15 protein-coding genes are annotated in these 24,944 nt (G+C 65.3%); 3 read left to right on the forward strand and 12 right to left on the reverse strand.

Features of this window, described 5'->3' with window-relative positions:
* Positions 1 to 7: 7 nt before the first annotated feature.
* From J2X54_RS11065 to J2X54_RS11080, 4 genes are read right to left on the reverse strand one after another with little or no spacing between them, the layout of a single operon-like run.
* Complete coding sequence (locus J2X54_RS11065; protein ID WP_310180629.1) at positions 8 to 1,444, reverse strand: efflux transporter outer membrane subunit; 1,437 nt, start codon at positions 1,442 to 1,444, stop codon at positions 8 to 10.
* Positions 1,441 to 4,740 carry an efflux RND transporter permease subunit gene (locus J2X54_RS11070; protein WP_070250150.1) on the reverse strand — a complete coding sequence of 1,100 codons (3,300 nt, stop codon included), beginning with the start codon at positions 4,738 to 4,740 and terminating at the stop codon, positions 1,441 to 1,443. Before J2X54_RS11070 ends, J2X54_RS11065 begins: the two co-directional genes overlap by 4 nt.
* On the reverse strand, positions 4,737 to 7,880 hold the full coding sequence (locus J2X54_RS11075) for an efflux RND transporter permease subunit (RefSeq protein WP_310180631.1): 3,144 nt from the start codon (positions 7,878 to 7,880) through the stop codon (positions 4,737 to 4,739). Before J2X54_RS11075 ends, J2X54_RS11070 begins: the two co-directional genes overlap by 4 nt.
* A 12-nt stretch (positions 7,881 to 7,892) precedes the next feature.
* Positions 7,893 to 9,242: an MdtA/MuxA family multidrug efflux RND transporter periplasmic adaptor subunit gene (locus J2X54_RS11080; RefSeq protein WP_310180632.1), complete on the reverse strand. Its 1,350-nt coding sequence runs from the start codon at positions 9,240 to 9,242 to the stop codon at positions 7,893 to 7,895.
* A gap of 249 nt (positions 9,243 to 9,491) precedes the next feature.
* Between J2X54_RS11080 and J2X54_RS11085 the strand changes: the two genes are divergently transcribed.
* Together J2X54_RS11085 and J2X54_RS11090 are read left to right on the forward strand one after the other, a co-directional pair.
* Complete coding sequence (locus J2X54_RS11085) at positions 9,492 to 10,241, forward strand: response regulator transcription factor (protein ID WP_070250240.1); 750 nt, start codon at positions 9,492 to 9,494, stop codon at positions 10,239 to 10,241.
* On the forward strand, positions 10,238 to 11,533 hold the full coding sequence (locus J2X54_RS11090; RefSeq protein ID WP_310180634.1) for an ATP-binding protein: 1,296 nt from the start codon (positions 10,238 to 10,240) through the stop codon (positions 11,531 to 11,533). Before J2X54_RS11085 ends, J2X54_RS11090 begins: the two co-directional genes overlap by 4 nt.
* Before the next feature lie 290 nt (positions 11,534 to 11,823).
* Here the strand turns inward: J2X54_RS11090 and sppA are convergent, their stop codons facing one another.
* The 4 genes from sppA to J2X54_RS11110 form a co-directional block, all read right to left on the reverse strand.
* Positions 11,824 to 13,707: a signal peptide peptidase SppA gene (sppA, locus tag J2X54_RS11095; protein WP_310180636.1), complete on the reverse strand. Its 1,884-nt coding sequence runs from the start codon at positions 13,705 to 13,707 to the stop codon at positions 11,824 to 11,826.
* Positions 13,708 to 13,744: 37 nt separating this feature from the next.
* Complete coding sequence (locus J2X54_RS11100) at positions 13,745 to 15,217, reverse strand: sodium:solute symporter (protein ID WP_310180637.1); 1,473 nt, start codon at positions 15,215 to 15,217, stop codon at positions 13,745 to 13,747.
* Between the two features lie 93 nt (positions 15,218 to 15,310).
* Positions 15,311 to 18,421, reverse strand: coding sequence for a TonB-dependent receptor (locus J2X54_RS11105; RefSeq protein WP_310180640.1), 3,111 nt, complete (start codon positions 18,419 to 18,421; stop codon positions 15,311 to 15,313).
* 153 nt (positions 18,422 to 18,574) lie between these two features.
* Positions 18,575 to 20,209, reverse strand: a complete 1,635-nt coding sequence (locus J2X54_RS11110) for an ATP-binding domain-containing protein (protein WP_310180643.1) — start codon at positions 20,207 to 20,209, stop codon at positions 18,575 to 18,577.
* 78 nt (positions 20,210 to 20,287) lie between these two features.
* On the opposite strand from J2X54_RS11110, the gene J2X54_RS11115 reads away from it, so the two are divergent.
* Positions 20,288 to 20,503 carry a DUF3820 family protein gene (locus J2X54_RS11115; protein ID WP_070250163.1) on the forward strand — a complete coding sequence of 72 codons (216 nt, stop codon included), beginning with the start codon at positions 20,288 to 20,290 and terminating at the stop codon, positions 20,501 to 20,503.
* Here J2X54_RS11115 and J2X54_RS11120 read toward each other — a convergent pair.
* The 4 genes from J2X54_RS11120 to J2X54_RS11135 all read right to left on the reverse strand — a co-directional run bounded on the left by J2X54_RS11120 (position 20,500) and on the right by J2X54_RS11135 (position 24,835).
* On the reverse strand, positions 20,500 to 20,865 hold the full coding sequence (locus J2X54_RS11120; RefSeq protein WP_310180647.1) for a glutaredoxin: 366 nt from the start codon (positions 20,863 to 20,865) through the stop codon (positions 20,500 to 20,502). The two genes, J2X54_RS11115 and J2X54_RS11120, sit on opposite strands and share 4 nt — an antisense overlap.
* A gap of 62 nt (positions 20,866 to 20,927) precedes the next feature.
* Complete coding sequence (locus J2X54_RS11125; protein ID WP_070250166.1) at positions 20,928 to 21,533, reverse strand: YSC84-related protein; 606 nt, start codon at positions 21,531 to 21,533, stop codon at positions 20,928 to 20,930.
* A 124-nt stretch (positions 21,534 to 21,657) separates the two neighbouring features.
* Complete coding sequence (locus J2X54_RS11130) at positions 21,658 to 23,826, reverse strand: EAL domain-containing protein (protein WP_310180650.1); 2,169 nt, start codon at positions 23,824 to 23,826, stop codon at positions 21,658 to 21,660.
* The gene (locus J2X54_RS11135; protein WP_310180652.1) at positions 23,819 to 24,835 is read right to left on the reverse strand and encodes an HDOD domain-containing protein; all 1,017 of its coding nucleotides are present in this window, start codon (positions 24,833 to 24,835) and stop codon (positions 23,819 to 23,821) included. Before J2X54_RS11135 ends, J2X54_RS11130 begins: the two co-directional genes overlap by 8 nt.
* Positions 24,836 to 24,944: the final 109 nt, after the last annotated feature.

A 24,944-nucleotide genomic window follows, 5' to 3' on the forward strand; every position in this document is an offset into this window, starting at 1 on the left:
CAGATTGCTATTGAGCGGCCACGTGCCACCCGCCGCCCAGTGACTGGATCAGCGCCACCGCCGTGGTCTGGCGGTCGCCCTGGGCCTGGATCAGCGACCGGCGCGCGTTGAGCGCGGTGCTCTGCGCTGTCACCACCTCGGTATAGTTAACCTGGCCGGCGCGGTAGCGGTTGAGCATTTGCGCCTCCACCTGGTCGGCCGCTTCCGACGCGGCGCGGCGCAGTTCGAGCTGCTGCGCCAATGCGCGCGTGGCCGAGAGCTGGTTTTCCACGTCAGCAAACGCGGTCAGCACAGTCTGGCGGTAGCTGGCGATGGCGGCATCGCGCGAGGCTTCGGCACCAGCCACGCGCGCCTTGATGGCGCCGGCGTCGAACAGCGTTTGCGCCGCCGACAGGCCCAGCGACCACAGGCTGTTCGAGGCGTTGAACAAGCCGCCGGTAGCGCTGGAACCGAAGCCGTACGAACCGCTCAAAGTCAGGCTCGGAAAATAGGCGGCGCGCGCAATGCCGATCTGCGCGTTGGCCACGGCCACGCGGCGCTCGGCAGCGGCGATGTCGGGCCGGCGCTGCAGCAGGGTCGAGGGCACACCGGTCGGCACATCGGGCACCACCACGGCCCACTTGGCGGGGGCAATGGCAAAGTCGCTGGCGGCCTTGCCCAGCAGGACCGCGATCGCGTGTTCGAGCACTGCGCGCTGGCGCACCAGCGTGACCTGGTCGATGCGGGCATTGGCCAGCTGGGTTTGCGCCTGCAACAGGTCCGATTTGGCGGTGACGCCCGCATCGAAACGGTTCTGGGTAATTTGCAGTACCCGCTCGTAGCCCTCGGTGGTGGCGTCGAGCAGTTCCTTCTGGGCGTCGGTCATGCGCAGCGACAGGTAGTTGGTGGCCAGTTCGCCTTGCGCGGCCAGGCGCGCGGCGGCCAGGTCGGCGGCGCTGCCTTGCAGGCTGGCTTCGGCGCTGCTGGCGCCCGCGCGCAGCTTGCCCCACACGTCCGGCTCCCAGCTGGCGCCGATGCTGGTGCGGTAGGCATTGGCGGTGCGGGTGTCGCCGCCGCCACCGGAACGGTTGGCGCTGGCGGAGAGGTCCACCACCGGGAACAGCGCCGCGCGCTGCTCGGCCACCAGCGCCCGCGCCTGCGCGTAGTTGGCAGCGGCCACCGCCACGTTCTGGTTGGTCACTTCCACGCTGGCGGCCATCTGGTTCAGTTGCTCGTCGCCGAACAGCTGCCACCACGGGCCGCGTTCGAGCATGTCGGCCGGCGCGGCCTCGGTCCAGCCGGCAGCCACTTTCTCGGCGGCCGGCGCGGTTTCCTTGAAAGCGGCGGGGCTCGGGGTGGCCGGCAGCTGGTAGGCGGGACCGACCGCGCAGCCGCTTGCCAGCAGCGCCGACATCAGGGCCAGGACGATGATCGAAGGACGGAACGTGAATGCGTGTGTGCTCATGGTGTGGTCGGCGCCGCAGTTGCCTGCTCGCCGTGGATTCTGCTCAGTTGTTGTTCGGACGGGCTGCGGCGACGCAGCTTGTCCATCAGGATGTAGACCACCGGCGTGGTGAACAGGGTCAGCAGCTGGCTGGCGATCAGGCCGCCGACGATGGTCACGCCCAGCGGGCGGCGCAGCTCGGAGCCTTCGCCAAAGCCGATTGCCAGCGGCAGCGCGCCCAGCGCGGCAGCCACGGTAGTCATCAGGATCGGCCGGAAGCGCAGCAAACATGCCTCGCGCACGGCTTCCAAAGGCGACAGTCCGCGCGAGCGTTCGGCCTCCAGCGCGAAGTCGATGATCAAAATGGCGTTCTTCTTGACGATGCCGATCAACAGGAAGATCCCAATCAGGGCGATGGTCGAGAACTCCATCTTGAACAGCAACAGCGCCAGCACCGCGCCCACGCCTGCCGACGGCAAGGTGGTGAGCACGGTCACCGGGTGCACCAGGCTTTCGTACAGGATGCCCAGCACGATGTAGATCACCACGATGGCGGCCAGGATCAGCAGCGGCAGCGCCTTGTTGCTGTCCTGGGCGCTCTTGGCCGAACCCTGGAAGCTGCCACGCACATTGTTGGGCAGGCCGATCGCCGCTTCGGCGGCGGCAATCTGCACGGTCGCATCGGACAGGCTCACGCCCTCCACCAGATTGAAGGCGATGGTCGTGGCCAGTTCGCCGTCCTGGTGGTTGATCGAAGTGGCAGTGGAGCTCTCGGCAAACTTCGCCACCGACGACAGCGGCACCATGGTGGTGGCCGACGTGCTCAGCGCCGAACCGGACGAGGCGTCGCGCACCGCCGGCGCCGAGACATTGGCCGCCAGGCCGGTGCTGCTGGCCGTGGTGGTGGTGGCGCCGCTGGCGGAAGTGGTCGTGGTGGTGGCAGTGGGGGCGCCGCTCGGGTTGGACGCCGTGGGCGACGGCAGCCCTTTCGACGGTACATACACATCCTTGAGCGCCTCGGGACTGCGGCTGTACTCGCGCGCAACCTCCATGATCACGTGGTACTGGTTGACCTCATCGTAGATGGTCGCCACCTGGCGCTGGCCGAAGCTGTTGTACAGCGCATTGTCGATATCCTTCGACGTGATGCCCAGCCGCGAGGCGCTGTCCTTGTCCACCGTAACATAGGTTTCCACGCCATTTTCGGCCTGGTCGCTGTCGACGTCGATCATGCCCGGCTGGGTTTTCATGGCCTCGGCCAGGCGCGTGGCCCATTTTTTCAGGTCGGCCTGGTTGTCGCTCTTGAGCGTGTACTGGTAGTTGGCGTTGGCGGAACGCCCGCCCGAGCGCAAGTCCTGCACGGGACTCAAGAACAGGGTCACGCCGGTCACCTTGGCCAGCTTGGGCCGCAGGCGCGCCAGCACGGCGTTGCCGGCCACGGTGCGCTCGTTGGCGGGCTTCAGGTTGATGAACATGAAGCCGCCGCCGGCGCGCCGACCACCGGTGAAGCCCACTACAGTGGCCACGTCCGGATCATCCTTGATGATATTGACCAGCTGGCGCAGCTTGCCTTGCATGGCCTGGAACGAGATGCTCTGGTCGGCGCGGATGCCGCCGTTGATCTGGCCCGTGTCCTGCTGCGGGAAGCCGCCCTTGGGGATGGCCGCAAACAGGTAGAAGTTCAGGCCCACCACGAACAGCAATCCCAGCATCACCAGCCACACGCTGTGCAAGGCCCAGTCCAGGCCATGCTCGTAGCCCTTCAGGATGCGGTCGAAACCGCGCTCGAACACGCGCGCCAAACGGCCCGGCTTGACCGTGTGCTGGTCGGCCTTGAGCAGCCAAGCGCACATCATCGGCGTAGTAGTGAGCGAGACCACCAGCGAAATCATCACCGCCGCCGACAGGGTCACGGCAAACTCCTTGAACAAGGCGCCGAACTGGCCGCCCATGAACAGCAGCGGAATGAACACCGCAATCAGCGACAGGCTGATGGAGAGTACCGTGAAGCCCACTTCGCGCGCACCGAGCAGCGCGGCCGTCATGCGGTCCATGCCGGCCTCGATGTGGCGGGTGGTATTTTCCAGCACCACGATGGCGTCATCGACCACGAAGCCGGTGGCCACCGTCAACGCCATCAGCGACAGGTTATTGAGTGAAAAGCCCAGCAAATACATCACGCCGAAAGTGCCCAGCAGCGAGACGATGGTGGCCACTGCCGGAATGATGGTGGCGCGCAGGTTGCGCAGGAAGGCGCTTACCACCAGCACCACCAGCAGGATCGAGATGATCAGCGTGATCTCGATCTCGTGCAGCGAGGACCGGATCGAGTTGGTGCTGTCGCTGGCGACCGACACCGTCACGTCAGGGGGCAGCTGCGCCTGCAAGGCCGGCAACTGGGCGCGCACGCTGTCCACGGTCTCGATGACGTTGGCGCCGGCCTGGGGGCGCAGCAGCACGATAATGGCCGGCTGGCCGTTGAACAGGCCCAGGTTGTTCTGGTCTTCCACGCCGTCAACCACTTCGGCGACGTCCTGCAGGCGGATGGCGGTGCCGTCGCGCCAGCCCACCACCAGGTTGCGGTAGTTGGCGGCGCTGCGGCCACCCTCGCCGTTCACCGATTCAGTATAGATTTGCAGCCGGCGGCCGTCGCCCTGGATGGCGCCGCGCGGGCGGTTGGCGTTGGTGGCCTGGATGGCGGCCCGCACGTCCTCCATCGACAGGCCCATCTTGTTGAGCGTGTATGGATTGAGTTCCACCCGCACCGCCGGCAGCGAACCGCCGCCCAGTTCCACGTCGCCGATGCCTTCCACCTGCGACAGGCGCTGCACCACCACGTTGGACACCGCATCGTAGATCTGGCCCGGAGTGCGGGTCTTGGACGTCAGCGCCAGGATCATCACCGGCGAGCCGGAAGTATTGGCCTTGCGGTACGTGGGATTGCTGCGCAGCGTGGCCGGCAGATCGACCCGGCTGGCGTTGATCGCCGCCTGCACCTCGCGCGCCACCGAATCGACGTTGCGATTGAGGTCGAATTGCAGCGTGACGTTGGTACTGCCGGTGCTCGAATTCGAAGTCATTTCGTTGACCCCGGCGATCACGCCGAGGTGCCGCTCGAGCGGCGTGGCCACGCTCGACGCCATGGTCGAAGGACTGGCGCCGGGCAGGCTGGCAGAGACCGAGATCACCGGGAAGTCCACCTGCGGCAGCGGCGCCACCGGCAGCACGAAGAACGCGCCGATGCCGGCCAGCGCCAGGCCGATCGTCAGCAGGACGGTGGCGATCGGTCGCTTGACGAACGGTGACGACAGGTTCACAGCGCACCGCCTTCGACCGGGTACGACTCTTCCTGCTTGCGCCCCGCCTGGCCGCCGGAGCGCCCGCCGCCGAAACGGCGCCCCAGGCTGTCGAAGGCCAGATAGATCACCGGCGTGGTAAACAGCGTGAGCATCTGGCTGACGATCAGGCCGCCGAAGATGGCCAGGCCCAGTGGCCGGCGCAGTTCGGCGCCCTCCCCCCAGCCCAGCATCAGCGGCACGGCCGCGAACAGCGCCGCCAGCGTGGTCATGATGATGGGACGGAAGCGCAGCAGCGCAGCCTGGTGGATGGCGTCACGCGGCGACTTGCCGCCTTCGCGCTCCGCCTCGATGGCAAAATCGATCATCATGATGGCGTTCTTCTTGACGATGCCGATCAGGAGGATGATGCCGATAATGCCGATCACGCCCAGGTCCTGGCCGGTGATCATCAGCGCCAGCAGCGCGCCCACGCCGGCCGACGGCAAGGTGGACAGAATCGTCAGCGGGTGGACATAGCTCTCGTACAGCACGCCGAGCACGATGTACACGCACACCACGGCCGCCAAAATCAGCCACAGCTGGTTGGACAGCGAATTCTGGTACGCGCCCGAGGCGCCAAGGAAGGTCAGGGTCACCGATGGCGGGAACTTGATGTCGGCGGCGGCCTGGCGGATCGAGTCCACTGCGGTGCCGAGCGAGACGCCGCTGGCGGTGTCGAAACCGAGCGTGGTGGCCGGGTACTGCGCCACGTGGGTGACCTGCAACGGCGCCGGACGCTCGCTGATGGTGGCCACCGCCGACAGCGGCGTGGCCTTGCCCGAGCCGGTGCGCAGCTGCAGGTTGATCAGGTCCTGCGGCGACGTGATGGAATCGTTCTTCGCTTCCAGGATCACGCGGTACTGGTTGGTCTCGGTGAAGATGGTGGAGACGATGCGCTGGCCGAACGCGCTGTAGAGCGCGTCGTCGATCGAGGCGGCAGTGACCGAGAGCCGCGACGCGGTGTCGCGGTCGATCGAAATGTAGGCCGCGTTGGCGCTGGCGCCCACGTCGGACACCACGTTGCGCAGCTCTTTCCTGGTGCGCATCTGCTCGGCGAGCTTGGTGGCCCACTCGTTGACGGTGGCGTTGTCGGCGCCCTCGACCGAGACGCGGAACTGGGTGGGTCCCGATTCTGCATCGATGGTCAAGTCCTGCGTCGGTTGCAGGTACAGCGTCATGCCGGGAATCTGCGCCACGCGGTTGCGCAGGCGGTCCATGATGTCCTGCGGCTTGCCGCTGCGGTCGTGCTTCAGGTTGATCAGCATGCTGCCGGTATGGAGCATGCTGTTGTTGGCGGCGTCCACGCCCACCACGGAGCTCAGCGTTTCCACGGCCGGATCGTCGAGGATGACGCGCGCGGCCTGCTGCTGCAGGTCGGCCATGCGCGCGTACGAGACGGCCTTGCCGGTTTCCAGGCGCGCCTGCAACTGGCCGGTGTCCTGGGTCGGGAACAGGCCCTTGGGAATGGCGATGTACAGCAGCACGGTGAGCAGCATGGTGCCCAGTGCGACCAGCAGCGTCAGGCCGCTGCGCGCGATCACCCAGGTCAGCGAGCGGTCGTAATGACCGACCACCCAGTCGAAGAAGTGCTGGAAGCGGATGGCGAAGCGGCTCGGCTTTTCCTCGCCATGGGCTTTGAGCCAGCGCGCCGACATCATCGGCACCAAGGTGAGCGACACCACCGCCGAAATCAGAATGGTGATCGCCAGCGCCATGGCAAACTCGCGGAACAGGCGGCCCACCACGTCGCCCATGAACAGCAGCGGAATCAGCACCGCAATGAGGGAGACGGTCAGCGAGATGATGGTAAAGCCGATCTGCTTGGCGCCGCGCAGCGCGGCCGGCATCGGCGCGTCGCCCTCCTCGATATAGCGGGCGATGTTTTCGATCATGACGATGGCATCATCGACGACGAAGCCGGTGGCAATCGTCAGCGCCATCAGCGACAGGTTGTTCAGGCTATAGCCGAGCAAATACATCACCCCGCAGGTGCCGATCAGCGAGATCGGTACCGACAGGCTGGCGATGATGGTGGCGCGGATACTGTGCAAAAAGGCGAAGATCACCAGCACCACCAGCACCACGGCCAGCAGCAGCTCCATGCCCACGTGCTTGACCGAGGCGCGGATGCCGGTGGTGCGGTCGCTCAGCACCTCGACCTTGATCGCGCCCGGCAGGCCCGCTTCCAGTTCCGGCAGGCGCGCCTTGATGGCGTCCACGGTGGCGATCACGTTGGCGCCCGGCTGGCGCTGGACGTTGAGGATGATGGCCTGCCTGATGTTGTTCTGCGAGCCGGCCCAGGCGCCCAGTTCCACGTTCTCGGCGCTGTCGACCACCTGCGCCACGTCGGACAGGCGCACCGGGGCGCCGTTCTTGTAGGTCAGGACCAGGTCCTGGTAATTCTTGGCCGTGACCAGCTGGTCGTTGGCGTTGATGGTGTAGGCGCGGGTGGGACCGTCGAAACTGCCCTTGGCGCCGTTGGAGTTGGACGACGAGATCACCGTGCGCACGGTGTCCAGTCCCAGCCCGTAAGAGGCCAGCAGGTTGGTGTCGGCCTGGATGCGTACGGCCGGACGCTGGCCGCCCGACAGCGTGACCAGGCCCACACCGGAGACCTGCGAGATCTTCAATGCCAAGCGGGTGTTGACGATGTTCTGCACTTCCGTCAGCGGTATGGTGTCGGAGGTAATGGCCAGCGTGAGCACCGGCGCGTCGGCCGGGTTGACCTTGGCGTACACCGGTGGCGCCGGCAAATCGGTCGGCAGCAGCGAGCTGCCGGCATTGATCGCCGCCTGCACTTCCTGCTCGGCCACTTCCAGGGTCTGGCCCAGGCCGAACTGCAGGGTGATGATGGATACGCCGGCAGCGCTGGTGGAACTCATGCGCTGCAAGCCCGACATCTGGCCGAACTGGCGTTCCAGCGGTGCGGTCACGGTCTGGCCCATCACCTCCGGACTGCCGCCCGGGTACAGGGTTTGCACCTGGATGGTGGGGAAATCGACTTGCGGCAGCGCGGACAGCGGCAGGAACTTGAATCCCACCAGGCCGGCCAGCACGATCGCCAGCATCAGCAGCGATGTCGCTACCGGCCGCTGGATAAAGGGAGCGGATGGACTCATCGACAGTCCCCTTTACTGCGCCGCAGCTTGTTCTTTGCGGCGGCGGTGTTCGCCGGCCGGCGCGGTGCCGTCGGCCGCCTTGGCGCCCTGGCGGTGGCCAGTGCCGGCGCCAGGACCGGTACCGGGCAAGGTCACCTTGGCGCCTTCTTTCAGGCGGTCGGCGCCCTCGGTGATGACTTTTTCGCCGGCCTGCAAGCCGCTGGCGATCTGCACTTTATCGACCGTGGCCTCACCGCGCGTGATGCTGCGCATGGTGACGGTCTTGTCTTCCTTGAGCACCCAGACGAAATCGCCCTTGGCGCCGTGGCGCACGGCGTTCACCGGCACTATGACGGCGTCCTTGATGGTGCGCAGTTCCAGCCGCACGTTGACGAACTGGCTCGGGAACAGCGTCGATTTGTCGTTGCCGAAGCGAGCCTTGGCCTTGACGGTGCCGGTCTGGGTATCGACCTGGTTGTCCAGCGCCGCAAACTTGCCGCTGTCGAGGGTGTTGGTGCGGGTGCGGTCGAGCGCCAGCGCCGGCAAGGCGACGTTCTCGTTAATGCGCTGCATCAGGTTCGGCACGCTGTCCTGCGGGATCGCGAATTCCACGTCGATCGGCGACATCTGCGTGATCACGGCGATGCCGGTGGCGTCGCCGGAGCCGACCAGGTTGCCGATATCGACCACGCGCAGGCCCACGCGGCCGGTGATCGGCGCGATCACCTTGGTGTAGCCCAGATTGAGCTTGGCCGTGCCTTCGGCTGCACGGTCGGTCATGACGGTGCCTTCGAGCTGCTTGACCAGCGCGGCCTGGGTGTCGACGTCCTGGCGCGCGATCGAGTCCTGTTTCAGCAGGGTGTTGTAGCGCTCGAGCGTGAGCTTGGCATTGTCCAGCTGCGCTTCGTCGCGCTGGCGCTGGCCGCTGGCCTGCAGCAGCGACATTTCGAACTGGCGCGGATCGATCTGCGCCAGCACCTGGCCGGCCTTGACCATCTGGCCTTCCTTGAACAGCACTTTTTGCAGAATGCCGGACACCTGCGGGCGCACCGTGGCGGTGGCGGCGGCAGTGACCGTACCCAGCGCTTCGAGCGTGACCGGGATGTCGGCCTTTTCAGCCGTGGCCACGCCTACCGTGGTGGCGGGCGCGCCGCGACGATTACCACCGGCGCCGCCAGGACCACCGGCGCCCGGACCACCGGGACCGGCAGCAGGCGCGCCCGGCATGGGCGCTGCCGGCTGGTGCGTGAGATACCAGGCCAGTCCGCCCAACCCTGCCATTGCCGCCACGGCGATCACGCCGCCGATGATCTTCGAGCGGCGGCTTTTGGGGCGGCGCAGGGCTGGGTCAAGGTTCGAATCTGGCTTGGCTGGTGTTTCCATTATTGTCCCTGTTGGTATGCTGGTGTATCAGAATGCGTGGACTCTAGCACATGGCCCCTGCCCTGTCAGTGGACTGTGCACGGGCGATACAAACTCGCTACAAAACCGTGGACAATCAAGGACTTCAGTCACATTTCCTTCAACTGGCTTTACATTTCTTTACCTGCGTGACATCGCGCCGATACCGCCGCCCGCGACAATCGCCCCATCGCTTAAACTGCGGCGGCAACGCTGTAAAATGATTTGATGATGACCACCTCACCCGACCTGTCCAGCCCCGCCAATCGCATCCTGCTGGTGGAAGACGATCCGCGCCTGGCCGACATGCTCACCGAATACCTGACGCAAGCGGGCTTTCGCGTCACCCACGCCCCCAACGGGCGCGACGCCGTGGTGCACATCGCCGCCGGCCAGGCCGACGCCGTGATCCTCGACCTGATGCTGCCCGATATGGACGGCCTGGACGTATGCCGCCAGGCGCGCGCAGTCTCCGACGTGCCGGTGCTGATGCTCACCGCGCGCGGCGACGCCATCGACCGCATCGTCGGGCTGGAAATGGGCGCCGACGACTACCTGCCCAAGCCATTCGAGCCGCGCGAATTGCTGGCCCGCCTGCGCGCCATCCTGCGCCGCCGCGTGGACGTGGGCATGGGCCGCGCCGACCAGCGCGGCGGTCCGTCCGCATCCGACGACTTCCTGCGCTTTGGCCGGCTCGAGATCGATTCGGCCGCGCACTCGGCAAAACTCGACGGCGTGCCGTGCGAGCTGACCGCTTACCAGTTCGACCTGCTGCTGGTGCTGGCGCGCCACGCCGGCCGCGTGCTCTCGCGCGACAGCCTGATGGAGCTGCTCAAGGGCGAGCCGATCGAAGCGTTCGACCGCTCGATCGACGTCCACATGTCGCGCATACGCGCCGCCGTCGAGGACGATCCCAAGAAGCCGCGCCGCATCATCACCGTGCGCGGCGCTGGCTACCTGTTCGCCAAGGTGCAGGATTGAGCGGCGCAGAAGCGCCCAAGCCCGGACTGCTCCAGCGCTTTTCGCGCGGCCTGCCGCGGCTGTACTTCAGCTTTTACGTGGCGCTGCTGGTCGTGCTGCTGCTGTTTGCCATCGCCGTGCTGCAATCGTGGGGGCGCTCGGGCGGGCCGCTGGAACGCTCCAACGCCACCCTGTCGCGCGTCATGATGAACGTGCTGGCGCCGGCGGATGCGCCGCACGCCGAGCAGCAGGCCGCGCTCGAACGGGTGGCGGCTGGCCTCAACGCCCACATGACGCTGTATACACGCGACTGGCGCCCGCTGGCCGTGGTCGGCGACCTGATACCGGCGCGCCACTGGCGCCAGCGCGGCATCACCGGCCCGCCGCCGGAATCGTACGTGCGCCTGCCGGACGGCCGCCGCCTGCTCTCGAGCGAGCCGCTCGGCTTCATTCGCCCCAAGGCGGCGCTGCAAAACACCATGCTGATGCTGGCCCTGGTGATCGGCGTGGCGGCGTTTCCGCTGGTGCGCCGGCTCACCAAGCGTCTCGAACGTCTGCAACAGGGCGTGGAATCGCTGGGCGCCGGCGACCTGACCGCCCGCGTAAAAGTGGAAGGCAACGACGAGGTGGCGCGCCTGGCGCAAAGTTTCAATGGCGCCGCCGACAAGATCGAGCAGCTGGTGGGCGCCCACAAAACCCTGCTGGCCAACGCCTCGCACGAACTGCGCACGCCGCTGGCGCGCATCCGCCTGGCGCTCGAACTGGTCAAGGACAACGTCGAGCCCAAGCGCCGCGCCGGGCTGGAACAGGACATCGCGGAGCTGAACGACCTGCTCGACGAAATCCTGCTGGCCAGCCGCCTGGGCGCGCTGACCGACACCACCCAGTACGAAGAGATCGACCTGCTGGCCCTGGCGGCGGAAGAATGCGCACGCTACGACGAGGCGCTGCTCGATGGCGAATCGGCGGTGCTGCAAGGCGACCCGCGCCTGTTGCGCCGCCTTCTGCGCAACCTGCTGGAAAACGCCTACCGCCACGGCGTGCCGCCGGTGCACGTGACCATCGCTGCCGAACAGGGCGTTGCGCGGGTATTGGTATGGGACCGGGGGCCGGGAATCCCCGAAGAGGAATTCGAACGCGTGTTCGAACCGTTCTACCGCCGCCGCAACACCCGCGACAACAGCGGCGCGGGATTGGGACTGGCATTGATCAGGCAAATCGCGCGCCGCCATGGTGGCGAGGCGCGCTGCGCGTTGCGGGGAGATGGGGGCAGCTGCTTCGAGATTACGTTGCCGCTGCCATCAGCCCGTTGAGCCGTTGAGCCGTTGAGTCGTTGAGCCGTTGAGTCGTAACGCCGTTGCGCCGTTGCGCCGTTGCGCCGTTGCGCCGTCATCCTCGCGCACGCGGGGATCCATGGAACGTGTAAGCCGCCGCCAGCTCAGACTCAGTATGGATCCCCGCTTTCGCGAGGATGACGGATCGAATGGTGCGGGTTATGAATCCCCGCTTTCGCGAGGATAACGGATCGAATGGTGCGGGTTATGAATCCCCGCTTTCGCGAGGATGACGGAGCGCAGGCTGCGGGTTACTCCGGGTTTTATATTTACGGCACCTCGCACAAGCAGTGCGTAATCACTGTAAACGGCTTGCGCGAGGTCTTGATATCGGCCAGCCACGCCATGTCCTGCGCCACGCCGTTGGCCGCGCCTGGCGGCAAACCGGTGGCCGCCGTCACACCCAGATTGAGCTTGGCCGAGACCGCGTTGGCGATCGATTGTCCCACCGCCTGCGCAGCCGTGCCACCCACCATGCCGAGCACGCGCTCGAACTTGCTGATCTCGCGCTCGATGTACACGATGCGGTAGCCGGTCAGCTTGGCGCGCTTGGCGGCCGAGGCCAGGGCGTCGCCGTAGCTGCCCAGGGTATCGACCAGGCCGCGCTCCTTCGCTTGCGCGCCGGTCCAGACGCGGCCTTGCGCCACGGCGTCGATCTTCTCGGGCGTGGTTTTGCGCGCACGGGCAGCGCGCGCGGTGAAGTCGGCGTAGATGTGGTTGACGCTGCCCTGCATCACCTGCACGAAGCGCGGGTCGAGCGGACGCAGTGGATTGTAGGCGTCGCCAAGCCAGGTGGTAGGCTGGCCGGCCGAGTGGATGCCCAGCTTGTCGGCCACTTTTTCAGCCGTTGGCAGGATGGCGAACACGCCGATCGAACCGGTAATCGTGTTCGGTTCGGCGATCACTTCATCGGCCGACATCGAAATCCAGTAACCGCCCGATGCGGCCACGTCGCCCATCGAGACCACCACCGGCTTGCCGGCAGCGCGCGTGAGTTCCAGTTCGCGGCGGATCAATTCCGAAGCGAACGCGCTGCCGCCCGGCGAATCGACGCGCAACACCACGGCCTTGATGTTCTTGTCTTCGCGCGCGGCGCGTATCAGCTTGGAGGTCGAGTCGCCGCCGATGCTGCCCGGACCGGCCGTACCGTCGCTGATCGAACCCTGGGCGATGACCACGCCGATGGCGTCGCCGGTCATCGGCTCGGACTGGCGTGCCAGGTAGTCGTCGAAGCCGACCTGGCGGAAGCTCTTGCCTTCGTCGTCGGCGGCGCCGCGCTTGATCATCAGGTCGCGGATTTCATCGCGGGTTTTCAGGCCGTCGACCAGCTTGGCCGCCAGCGTGATTTTCGCCAGGTCGCCATTGAACTCGGCCACCTTGGCCGGCAGTTCGTCGATGGTCTTCATGATCTGGCCCTTGGGCAGCTTGCGCGCTTTTTCCACGTTGTCGGTGTAAGAAGTCCACAGGGCGTTGTTCAGGTAGGCGTCTGCCTCCGCTGCCGCCGGCGACGGGCCGTTGGCGATGTAAGGCTCAGCAAAGCTCTTGTAGGTACCCACGCGCATCAGGTTGACGGTGACGCCCAGCTTGTCGAGCGCATCGCGGTAGTAATTGCGATAGCGGCCGTAGCCTTCGATCATCACCACGCCCATCGGGTGCACATACACCTCGTTGGCGTGGGCGGCAACCAGGTACTGGTTCTGGTCATAGTTGGTGCCCCACGCAACGACAGTCTTGCCGGACGCCTTGAAGCGGTCGATGGCCGACGCTATTTCGCGCAGCATGGCCGGGCCACCGCCCTGCATGCCGTCGGTGAGCAGCACCGCGCCACTGATGTTGGCGTCCTTGGCGGCGGTGTCGAGCACCTTGAGCACGTCGCGCAACTGCAGCATGCGCAGCGCTTCGCCGCCCTGCACGCCAGTCAGCAGGGCGTCGCGCGGATCCACGCTGGTCTGCTCGACCAGTTGGCCCTTGAGGTCCAGCACCAGCGTGGTCTTGGCCGCGATCGGCTTGGCGCCGCCGCCGAAGATGGCAATCGCCAGCACGATCAGCAGCAACAGGAACAGCAGGTTCAGGATGGTGCGGCGACCGGCGTCGAGCATGCGCCAGAAAAAGCTGAAGCCACTGCGAATATAGGAAAACGGTGAACGGGCCATCAAGACTCCATGTGATTGCGAAATTTACAAGCGAAATTTACAGCGATGATACTGCATGTGCGGGCGCTTGCCGAGGGGTGGAAATGAGCAGCAACCCGATAAATACCAACAGTCCATTCAATACCAGCAGTTCAAGTCCCAAACGATAGTGTTCGAACAATAAAGCCTGGTTGATATCGACAGCGTAGCAAAGCGCGGGGCCGGCCAGCGCCACCCACGGCACCCAGCGGTCGCGCACTGCACGCTGCGTCAGCAGCCCGAACGCGAACAATCCGAGCAGCGGTCCATACGTGTAGCCAGTGAGCTTGAGCACCAGGCCCACCATGCTGGCGTTGTCTATCCATTTGAACAGCAGCACCAGCAGCAGGAACAGCGCGCAAAAGCCCAGGTGCACGCGGTGACGGATGCGTACCCGGTCGGCCTCCACCAGGTCGGAGCGGCGCTCGATGCCGAGGATGTCGAGGCTGAAGGTCGACGTAAGCGCGGTCATGGCGCCGTCCGCGCTGGGAAACAGCGCCGATACCAGGCCGATGAAAAACAGCAGTTGCAGCGCCGCTGGCATGTGGCCCATCACCACCGCCGGGAACAGCTTGTCGCCGGCAGCGGTAATGCCCACGGTCGGCGCATACAGCGACAGCAGGCCGCCGAGGAACATGAACAGCACCAGCACGGCCGTCAGAATCACGGTCAGCACCAGCATGTTTTTCTGCGAGTCGCGCAGGGTCTCGATCGAGATATTTTTTTGCATGGTCTCCTGGTCCATGCCGGTCATGGCCAGCACGATGAAGAAACCGGCCAGCACCTGCTTCCAGAAGTTGGCCGGGCTGTCGATATCGCTGGTGATCCAGCGCGTGAGACCCGCATCATGCAGGCGCGCCAGGCTCTCGAGCGGCCCGATGTTCATTTCGTGCAGCAGCCAACCGGTGCAGGCCAGCAGGCCAATCACCATGCCGGCCGTTTGCAGGGTATCGGTCCAGACGATGGTTTTCACGCCGCCTTCAAACGTGTAGAGCAGGATCATCGCCAGGATCACGATGGTGGTGAGCCAGAACGGCACGCCGAGGCTCTCCAGTATGGTGATCTGCAGGATATTGACCACCAGGTACAGCCGCGCCGAAGCGCTGAGCAGGCGCGAAAGAATGAAGAACGCCGCCCCGCTGCGATAGGCGCCGCCACCGAGCCGCACGTCGAGGTAATGGTAGATCGACGTCAGCTTCAGGCGGTAATACAGCGGCAGCAGGATCAAGGCGACGGCGATGTAGCCGAGCACATAGCCCAGGATCACCTGCAAGTAGCCGAAGCCCCCTGCCCCCACAGCCCCCGGCACGCTGATGAACGTCACGCCGGACAGCGTGGTGCCCACCATGCCGAACGCCACCACCATCCAGTTGCTGCGCTTGTTACCGATGAAGAAGCTGGCGTTGTTGGCGTGACGGGACGTGCGCCACGCCACGGCCAGCAGCAGGGCAAAATACGCGAACACCAGGCAGAACAGGGATACGGCAGACATGGGCATATCCGGACCAACATCCGGCAAAATTCGACAGGGCGACAATATACACCCCCATCGCCCTGCCGATACATGCCGGCTCTCCCTCACGCATCAGAACTTGTACGTCGCCCCCACAAAATACCGCCGCCCCGACCAGGCCAGCTCATTTCTGCGCTCCTTCGAGCCCGAGTTCAGGTACTGGGCCTCGTCGGTCAGGTTCTTGCCCTCCACCGACAAGGTCAGATTCTCCGTCACGCGGAACTGCAGCTTGGCGTCGAGGTAGCCCACCGCTTCCGCGTACACGGGCAGCGAGGCGTTGGCGTCCACCGTGCCGGTGTAATAGCTGTCGCGGTAGTTGTAGGCCAGGCGCGCGTTCCACTGGCCCAGGTCGTACCACACGCCGACGTTATAGCTATTACGCGACATGCCAGGGTACGGCAGCACCGTGTTGTCGAGCGGGTTGAGCAGTTCTTTGCCGGTAGCGTACGAGAACGTCATGCGCGTGTAGTTGGCGTCCAGGCCCAGGCCGCCAAAGGCGCCCGGCAGCATGGTCAGCGCGGTGCGGCCGGCCAGCTCCCAGCCCTTGGTCACTGCGCCCTCGCTGTTGATCGAGGTTTTCAGATCCCAGCGCTGGCCGTTGCTGAACACGTCCACGCCCGGCAGGATGACGTCGTTCTGGATATAGCTGCTGATGTCCTTGCGGAAGAACGCCAGCGACAGCTGCGAATCGCGCGACGGATACCATTCCACGCTCACGTCCTTGTTGGTGGCGCGGAACGGTTTGAGGTTGACGTTGCCGCCGGTGCAGTCGTCGGCGCTGCCGTCGCCGCCGAATTGCGACAGGCCGCTGTTGGCGATGCAGTTGACGGTGGGCGTCAAGCGGTCGATGAACGGGCGCGCCATCACCTTGCCCCAGCCCAGGCGGGCCACCAGCGTGTTCGGCACGAACCAGGCAGCCAGGTTAAAGCTCGGCAGCGTGTCGCTGTACTTGTTGCGCACCGTGACGATGTCATTGGCCAGCACGGTTTCCACGCGCGCATTGGTGGTCGGGTTGCTCGAGTAGGCGCGGAACGAGCGCAGGCCGGTGGCGCGCGTTTCGGTGCCGGCATAGCGCAGGCCGATATTGCCGTCCAGCGCCACGCCGTACAGTTCGTGCTCGAAGTCGGCGCGCACGTAGAACGCCTTGATTTTCTCTTCGACGGCAAACTGCGGCGGCATCGCATACGATTTGCCGTCGCTGCCGATGGAGTTGCGCAGCAGGTCGTGGTTGTAGCGGCTCAGGTCGAAATACTGGGCCGAATTGGCAAAGCTGGGCGCGGTCCAGCCGCTCGGGTAGCCGGACAGGCCGTCGTAGCCATTCAGGAACGAACCCGGCGTGTTGGTGCGGATCGCATCGACCAGTTGCTGCATCTGCGTGCCGCTCACGTAGCGCGTGGTGTTGTTGGCGGTCAGGCCGGTGCCGTAGACGGTGGCGCCGCCGTTGCGCAGCACGCCCGAGTTGTTGAGTGGATCGAAGATGATTTCGTGGCGTACTTCGGGGCTGCGCACGGTCACGTCGTCGGCCGTGGTGTTGGGGTCGCCGCCAGCCAGGTAACCGGTCCAGCGGTATTGCTCGGACGTGGACTTGCGGCCCTGGCCGCCGAAGTGCAAGGTCGTCAGGAACGGCATGTCGGGCCGGTACTTGAGGTCGAGCTTGACCTGGTCTTCGCCGTTGTCGGTGAACGACGGCTGGTATTGCGAAATGATGCGGGTGTAAACATTGCTGTTGTTCGGGTCGAAACCGGCCGGGAACGTAAACTTCGGCAAGCCCTGCTGGTCGAAATTGACCCGCAAGCCGGGCACATTGGCCTCCATCACGATGTTGTTGGTATTGAGCTCGTAGTACGAACTGGTCTTGGCCACCAGGCCTTCGGCCGACCAGTCGCCGCTTTTCCAGTTGAAGCCGCCCGAACGATAGTCGGACTTGATGTTGAGTGCGAAATCGCGCGCGGCCGTACTGAAGTTGTACGAGGCGCCCTCGCCCGCCACGTTCTGGCAGGTGCCGGACAGGAACGACGTCATCACGTGGTTGGTGAAACTCATGCCGGCCGGGGTGACGCCGGCCGCCGGTTCGGCGCAGGATGCCGCCGGGGCGGCCAGCGGCGCACCGTTGGCGCCAAGGTTGTCGGCATAAACGGGCGCCACGCCCGAGGTCGAGAACCGCTTGATGGAACCGAAGTCGGTCACATAGTTGCGGTCGTTGAGCATCTGCTTCTGGTTGTTCCGGTTGTAGCGCGCCCAGACATTGAAGTTGTTGTCGATCTTGTACTGGGCGGTGAGCTCGGCGCTGGAGCGGTTGTGGTCGCGGGTCCAGATGCCGTAGCGCGGCACGCCGGGTGAATAGTCGAACCACTGGCTGTCGCAGGCGGTCCTGTCGGCGCCAGCGAGGGCCGCGCAACCGCCCTGGGCATTGACCGCTGCCGCGCGCGGGTTGAGGCTGGTATTGGTCTTGTCGGGCGACTGGTCCCAGTCGCGGAAGTAGCGCCAGTTACTGTTGCGCACGTAATCGTTTTGCGTATAGACCTTGTCGTAGACCAGGTTGGCCATCAGGCCCAGCCGGCCGTCGAGGAACTTGTCGGCCAAGAGCAGGCTGCCGCGCGGCTGGGCGCCGCCGCGGCTGCTGCTTTGCTCGCCCTCGAGCTTGACCACCACCGTGCGTTCCTTGAAGTCGAGTGGCAAATTGGTCTTGATGCTGACGGTGCCGCCGATGCCGCCCTCGGTCTGGTCGGCGGTGACGCCCTTGTACACGTCGATCGACTTGATCAGCTCGGCCGGCAGTTCGCGCAATTCGGCGCCGCGCCCGGCGGTGCCGTTGGTGCTGAGCACCGAAAGGCCGTTGATCTCGATACGGTTGAGGTTGGCCTCCACGCCGCGGATATTGACTTGCGAGCCCTCGCCGAAGTCGCGCGACAACTGCACGCCGGTCACGCGCGAGAGCGCCTCACCGACGTTCTTGTCGGGAAATTCGCCGATATCCTCGGCGACGATGGAATCGACCACCGTGGCGGCGTTCTTCTTGCGGTCAATGGCGCCGGCCACCGATTGGCGGGTACCGGAAACCACCACCACGCTGTCGGGTTGCGCGGTATTCGGCGTTGTTTGGGCCAGTGCCTGCGGCGTGGCCAGGAGGGCAAGCGCGCTGGCGACGGCGCCAGCGATGACGGTGGAACGAGGCAAAGGCATGATGTCTCCCAAAATCGTTGTTGTTTTGGATATGTGTCCTGCCTGACCATCTTAGGAGAAGAAACTTCCTGAAAATCCCGGACCAGCCAAACAGTCACCGACTTGACTTTTTAAAAAGCCAGCCGTTGGGAGCATGCAACATGCAACGGGTCGCTACATCCGGTCCAGCAACTGCTGCTCGGCCCGCTCGCTGAGCACCAGCACCAGCTTCAGCCGCGCCCGCGTCATGCCCACGAACAGCTTGCGCAGCACGCGGTCGTCGATGCGCTCGAAATCGATCTCGGTAAAAATGATGGCCGGCGCCGACTGACCCTTGAAGCGGTACACGGTTTCGGCCAGCAGCCCGCCGGGCCGGTATTCGGGCGTGCCGAACAGGTCGTATTCGCCGGTGAACGATTTCAGCGTGTGGGCGTCGCTCAGCTGGTCCAGGTGCAGGAGCACCGAGTTGTCGCGGCCGCGGAACGAGGCGATCGCGATGTCATGGCGGGCGAAGCCGGCGGCCAGGCAGCTGGTCACCGCGCGCCGGGTTTGCGCCAGCATGGCGTCGGTGTCGCCGTCCGGATACGTCAGCTCCTCGATGTCGGCGCCACGAAACGGGCTACCCGCCTCCACCGGCTCGCGCACGGCGCCGATCGAGGTCAGCATGTCGATGATCTGGCGCGGGCTGCGGTAGTTGGTGTCCGAGTGCAAAGTCACCCAGCCCGGCAGCGGTACCGGTTCGCGGCCGTACAGGTTCTGGTTGGGGTCTTCCAGCCAGATCGCCCGTCCCTCGGGCTTCAACATGCGCAGCAGGATGTCGCGCCAGGCCGGCGAAAAATCCTGGCCTTCATCGACGATCAGCACGTCGTAGCGCCACTCCGGCGGCAGCTCGGACGCGGTCATGCGCGCTTCGATCCGGTCCCAGACGTCGGGCGCGGTGTAGTCGGGAATTTGTCCCTGGGCGCGGGCGAAGGCGTCGCTGAGCATGTGAAACGACGTGACGCGCCCGCCAGCGGGCACCAGTTTTTCGATATGGTCGGCCAGCGGCCGGTTGTAGCACACGTACAGCGGTTTCAGGCCGGCGTCGATGGCGTCGCTGTATTCTGCCAGCGCCAGCTGGGTCTTGCCACTGCCGGCCGTGCCTTTGATGTGCAGCCGAAACGGCGCAAACTCGAGCCGGCGCGCCCACGTGGACAGCCCGCCCGACAGGCGCGCCACCAGGCCGGCGGCGTTGCCGATCATCGAGCTCGGATCGGGCCGCAGGCTGAGCATGTTCGAGAGAAAACGCGTGACCTTGTCGAACTTGTCGCCGGGCGGCGCGCCATCGACCGGCAAGGTCTCGCGGATTACCTGCGCCAGCTTGCCCTTGTTGCTGGCGTCAATGATGTGGCGCGGGTCGATGCCGGCCTGGTTCGGGTTGCGTACCGTGTAGTCGGGGCAGTACAGCAGGTAATCGATCGACAGCTCGCTGCCGAAGCGCTCGGTCAGCCCCTTGATCGAGCGCATGATGTGGTTGGCCACCTTGCGCGGCTTGCCCTCGTAATTGCGGATCAGGCCGTCGGCGGTTTCGCTGAGGAAGCCCGACTTTTGCTCGATCAGCAGCAGCCGGCCATTGGGCGCGACCAGGATGAAGTCGATCTCGCCGTACACCGAGAACCCCTTTTCCACGTTGGTCCAGTGCACGCCGTGGTACACGCGGTATGGCAGGTCGGCCAGCGTGGCCTCGAGGTAGGACAGGGTTTCGATTTCGCGCGCGGCAGTGCCGGTGACGGACATTTCCTGCCAGCCGGTAGGGTGTATGTGGGCCATGAGGGTGAACGGTCAATGGAAAAATCCATTGTATGACAAGCCACCCAGGATTCCGTTCGCCCGGGGTATGATGCGGCCATGAACTCTGAAAAACTTGCTTTGCTGGTCACGCGCGAGATGCCGTATGGAAAATACAAGGGGCGCAAGCTGGCGGATTTGCCTGGGCATTACCTGGGCTGGTTTGCGCGCGAAGGCTTTCCCTCGGGGGAATTGGGGGCGTTGATTGCCTTGATGTACGAGCTTGATCATAACGACTTGCGCAGCCTGCTCGATCCCCTGCGCCCCACACGCTAGGCAGTGAGCCTGGCAAACTCGCCGCTGGCGACCAGCGCCTGCAACTCGCTGGCGCCGCCGATCAATACGCCGTTGATGAACACCAGCGGGAACGTGGTCCAGCCGCTCCACAGCTTGAGCGCCAGCCGTGGCCGCCATTGTGAAAAATAATTGCCGTAGCTCAGATACTGGTAAGGCACGCCGAGGCCGTCGAGAATCTTGCGGGCCTTGCGCGGAAACGGATTGAACCCCATGCCCACCACCACGATCTGGTGGGCGGCCACGGCGGCCTCGACCTCGGCCACCAGGTCGCGGTGGTAATTGTCCACCGTGCCACGGATGGCGGGATGAATGCGGGCGTGGTCCAGGATGTGACGGCTCATTGCGGCTACCTCGTGATTATTCAGGCCCACAGGGTAACCGCAACGCGCCGTCACGCATAGGCTTACAGGTCCAGTTTGCTGATCTTGGTGCCTTCCAGGCTCAGGTTCGCCATCAGGCCGGCATTGGTCAGCACCAGCGCCTGCACCGGGCTGTTGATGGCATTGGTGGCCACCTCGCCATTGGCGCCCACGTTGATTACCGCGACCGAGCCGTCGACGCCGGCGGTCCAGCCACGACTGTTGCGGAACTTGTCGAGTGCATCGCGGCTCATGAACAGGATCACCACGGCCTTCGACTGGGCGCCGGCCTGGAAGCCGACCGACAAGCTGGTCATGCTGTAGTAGTTGACGGTCTGGCCACCGGTACGCAGCACGCCGCGGCCATATTCGCCGCCCACCACCAGGCCGGCCGCCAGTACATTGGGAAACACCAGCACGCCATTGGCCTTGCGCACCAGCTCGCGCGAGCCCTTGACTTCCTTGTACAGGCGTTCGAGCGTGTCGTACGCGCCGCGCTCGATATCGGACTTGACGGCCGCCGGCTCGGTCCTGACGGCGCCGCCAGTGTGCGTGGTGGTGGTGCAACCGCTCAGCGCCAGGCCGGCCAGCGCCAGCGTGGCGGCAGCAGTGGCGCGCATCAGAAAGCTTGGAACGCTCGATGTTTGCATGTGATTCCCCTTGGGTCAGTAGGCCTTGCGGCAACAGTGCAGGTCGATTCTGTCACTTTTGCGGCGTGCGCGCCAGCAGCGCACAAGCTGTACCGTAAGCCTGCGGAACAATGTACCAATACCGCTACGGCAAGGTCTCGAAGGCCAGACGCTTGCCATCGCGCAGCATGGCAGCGAAGTCGGCTTCGGGCACCGGTGGGCTGAACAGGTAACCCTGCAACTGGTCGCAACCGAGCTCGCGCAGGAAGCGCATCTGCTCCGGCGTTTCCACGCCTTCGGCGACGATTTCCTGGCGCAATTGCTGGGCCATGGTGACGATGGCGCGGGCGATGGCGCAATCGTTTTCCTCGAAGGGCAAGCCGATCACGAACGAGCGGTCGATCTTGAGCGTGCTGATCGGGAATTTCTTCAGATAGGCCAGGCTCGAGTAACCGGTGCCGAAGTCGTCCAGCGCCAGCGACATGCCCATCGCCACCAGCTCGTTCATGATGGCCACCACGTGCTCGGTGCCGCGCACCAGCAGGCTCTCGGTGATTTCCAGGTTGAGCTGCTCGGGCTGTACGCCGTGGCGTTCCAGCACGGCGGCAATGCGGGCCGGCAGGCCGGCGTCGAACTGGCGCGCCGACAGGTTGATGGCGATCGGCGGCATGCTCAATCCAGCCGCGCGCCAGGCGCTGATCTGGCGGCACGCGTGTTCCAGCACCCAGGCGCCGAGGTCGAGGATCAGGCCGCTCTCCTCGGCCACCGGGATGAACACGGCCGGCGTCATCAAGCCGCGCTCCGGGTGGCGCCAGCGCAGCAGCGCCTCGGCGCCGACGATGCGGCCGCTGCGCAAGCTCACCTTGGGCTGGTAGTACAGCGCCAGCTCGTCGTTGCCGATCGCGTGGCGCAGCTCGCTTTCGATGCGCAGGTGTTCCTTGGCGCGCCGGTTCATCTCTTCGCTGTAGAACAGGAAGCCCGCTTCGATGTTCTGCGCGGCGCGGCCCATGGCCACGTCGGCATAGCGGATCAAGGTGGGCACGTCGTGGCCGTCGTCGGTGTACACGGCGATGCCGATGTGGCCGCCCACTTGCAGGCTGTGCGACGCCACCCGGATCGGCGCGGCCAGCGAGGCCAGCAGTTTTTGCGCCACCACGGCGGCATGCTCGCGCTTTTCGATGTTGAACAGCGCCACGGCAAACTTGTGGCCGTCGAGCCGCGCCAGCACGTCGGCCTCGCGCAGCGATAGCTTGAACAGGCGGCCGATCTCGCACAGCAGCTCGTTACCGATGTCGGTGCCCAGGGTGTCGCTGATGGCGCCCACGCGGGTAATCTCGATCACCAGCATGGCGCCGTGCGCCTTGGTGCGCTTGCTTTCCATCAGCGCGTGCCCCACTAGCTGGGTCAGCAGGCACAGGTTGGGCAGGCCGGTGAGCGGGTCGTAATTGGCCATGCGCTGCATGCGCGCTTCGGCATCCTTGTGCTCGCTGATATCGGAAAACAGCGAGAACGTGTGGCTCACTTCGCCATTGGCGTCGCGCACCGCGCTGATCGTCACCGACTGCGGGAACAGTTCGCCATTCTTGCGCTTGCCGATGATCTCGCCGCGCCAAGGTCCGGCGCCGCGCATGGCCGCGCGCACCTTGGCGCGAAATTCCGGGCTGTGCACGCCGGAGCGCAGCAAGTCCGGGGTCTGGCCGATCGACTCTTCCGGCGAATAGCCGGTAATGCGGGTAAACGACGAATTGATCGAGACGATGCGTTCGTTGGCGTCGGTAATCAGCACGCCCTGGTCGCTGTCTTCGATGATGCGCGCGTGCAGGTTGAGCTTGTCGTTCGGGGTGAGCGCCTGGTCGATGCGCGTCAATTGCACCAGCATGCCGGACGGCTCGCCGGCCGCGTCGTGGCGCAGGAAGATGTGCAGCCGCACCCAGATCACCTGGCCATCCTTGCGCCGGCGCCGCACCTCGGCGCGCACGCCGACTTTGCCGTCGAGCTCGGAGGCCAGCTCGACGATGCTGCCGTCCTCGTCGCCGAGGGCCTCGGGCGTGTACAGGAACAGCACGTGGCGGCCCAGCGCCTCCTCGGCGGTGTAGCCGAACATCTGCACGGCGCCGGGGCTCCAGGCGGTGAGATAACCGGTCAGGTCCAGTTCCAGCACGGCGCGGTCGTCGGCCAGCACGGACGGCGTCATCAGCGCGCGGGCCTCGTCCAGCGTGGCCTGCAGGCTGGCCAGCGTGTGCGCCAGCGCCTCGCCTTGTTCGGCACGGGCCCGCTGGCTCAGCGCCAGGCAGCGCTCGATGGCGTCAAGCATGGTGCGCCCCTTGGCCCAGCGCGACCGACTGCATCCACACGTAGGCTTCCACCATCACGCGGTTGAACTGTCCGCCGTCGAGTTTGATGGCGGCCAGTGCGCGCGCCAGCGCCGCATGGTCGTCGCGCTCGGCCACCTCCACCATGGTCAGCAACTGGCCCAGTTCGCCATCGTGGTCGAGCAGCGCACGGGCAATGGCGTCGCTGATGGTGAGCGGCTTGAGCACATCGGGCAAACTCATGCCGAACAGCACACCCAGCAAGGAAAACATGCCGACCATGAAGGCCATTTCCTGCTGGTTCTTGTTCAGGCCGGTCTCTTGGGCCAGCAATTCCATGGCCCGGGCCCGCACCGACACCCGCGCCAGCAACATCGGCGAGCGGCGGTCGCCCTCGCGCGACGAAAACAGCATCAGGTTGAGCCAGCGCCGCAACTGGGCGCGGCCGAGGATCAGGATCGCCTGCGCAAAGCTGGTCACGCGGCGCCCGCCGCCCGCACTGGCGCCCGCATTGGCGCCGATCGCCAGCGAATTGACGAGTTTCAGAAGGTGGTAGGACAGCGTGGGATCCTGGCGCAGCACGGCTTCGATCTCATGGGTGTCGGCATCGGTCGCCACCAGTTGCACCAGCTGCATGGCCAGCGCGCGCGACGCCACTTGTGCGTCCGCCGGCTTCGGCGGCGGCACCATGAACCACTCGCCGATCAACCACTGCACGCCTGGCGCCGGTGGCAGTTGCTGCGGGTCGTCCAGTCGCTGCATGCAGGCCGGATCGAGCGCCTGCCAGCCGGCCCGGTCCAGCGCCGCGCCGGCATCTGGCTGCCCGTTGCGATACAGGCAGCGCATGCCGGCTGCGGCCAGGTCATGCATTAACGATGCCGGCAACAATGGCGGCAGCGAAGGTAAGCTTGCTGCCGGTGCGCCCAAGTCGAGCAGCAAGGCTGCCGGTTTGCCGTGGTGGTCGGCCAGCGGGTGCAACAATACGGGCGGAGTGGCGATCAACGCGGTCATCTACATGATCCAGCAGGGGTTGGTTATCCTGCTATGGTACCCTGAAATTATTGGCATTGGTCAACATTGTATGACCATAGTTGCAATCTTGCCCCGTCTGCATTGCGGC

It is taken from the genome of Duganella sp. 3397 (assembly GCF_031456625.1).
GTDB classification, from domain to species: domain Bacteria; phylum Pseudomonadota; class Gammaproteobacteria; order Burkholderiales; family Burkholderiaceae_D; genus Rugamonas; species Rugamonas phyllosphaerae.

Excerpts from the sequence above, each read along its gene's own strand:
- J2X54_RS11065 (WP_310180629.1), bottom strand. The coding sequence starts at position 1,444 with ATGAGCACACACGCATTCACGTTCCGTCCTTCGATCATCGTCCTGGCC.
- J2X54_RS11075 (WP_310180631.1), bottom strand. The coding sequence starts at position 7,880 with ATGAGTCCATCCGCTCCCTTTATCCAGCGGCCGGTAGCGACATCGCTG.
- J2X54_RS11080 (WP_310180632.1), bottom strand. The coding sequence starts at position 9,242 with ATGGAAACACCAGCCAAGCCAGATTCGAACCTTGACCCAGCCCTGCGC.
- J2X54_RS11085 (WP_070250240.1), top strand. The coding sequence starts at position 9,492 with ATGACCACCTCACCCGACCTGTCCAGCCCCGCCAATCGCATCCTGCTG.
- sppA (WP_310180636.1), bottom strand. The coding sequence starts at position 13,707 with ATGGCCCGTTCACCGTTTTCCTATATTCGCAGTGGCTTCAGCTTTTTC.
- J2X54_RS11100 (WP_310180637.1), bottom strand. The coding sequence starts at position 15,217 with ATGTCTGCCGTATCCCTGTTCTGCCTGGTGTTCGCGTATTTTGCCCTG.
- J2X54_RS11105 (WP_310180640.1), bottom strand. The coding sequence starts at position 18,421 with ATGCCTTTGCCTCGTTCCACCGTCATCGCTGGCGCCGTCGCCAGCGCG.
- J2X54_RS11110 (WP_310180643.1), bottom strand. The coding sequence starts at position 20,209 with ATGGCCCACATACACCCTACCGGCTGGCAGGAAATGTCCGTCACCGGC.
- J2X54_RS11115 (WP_070250163.1), top strand. The coding sequence starts at position 20,288 with ATGAACTCTGAAAAACTTGCTTTGCTGGTCACGCGCGAGATGCCGTAT.
- J2X54_RS11120 (WP_310180647.1), bottom strand. The coding sequence starts at position 20,865 with ATGAGCCGTCACATCCTGGACCACGCCCGCATTCATCCCGCCATCCGT.
- J2X54_RS11125 (WP_070250166.1), bottom strand. The coding sequence starts at position 21,533 with ATGCAAACATCGAGCGTTCCAAGCTTTCTGATGCGCGCCACTGCTGCC.
- J2X54_RS11130 (WP_310180650.1), bottom strand. The coding sequence starts at position 23,826 with ATGCTTGACGCCATCGAGCGCTGCCTGGCGCTGAGCCAGCGGGCCCGT.
- J2X54_RS11135 (WP_310180652.1), bottom strand. The coding sequence starts at position 24,835 with ATGACCGCGTTGATCGCCACTCCGCCCGTATTGTTGCACCCGCTGGCC.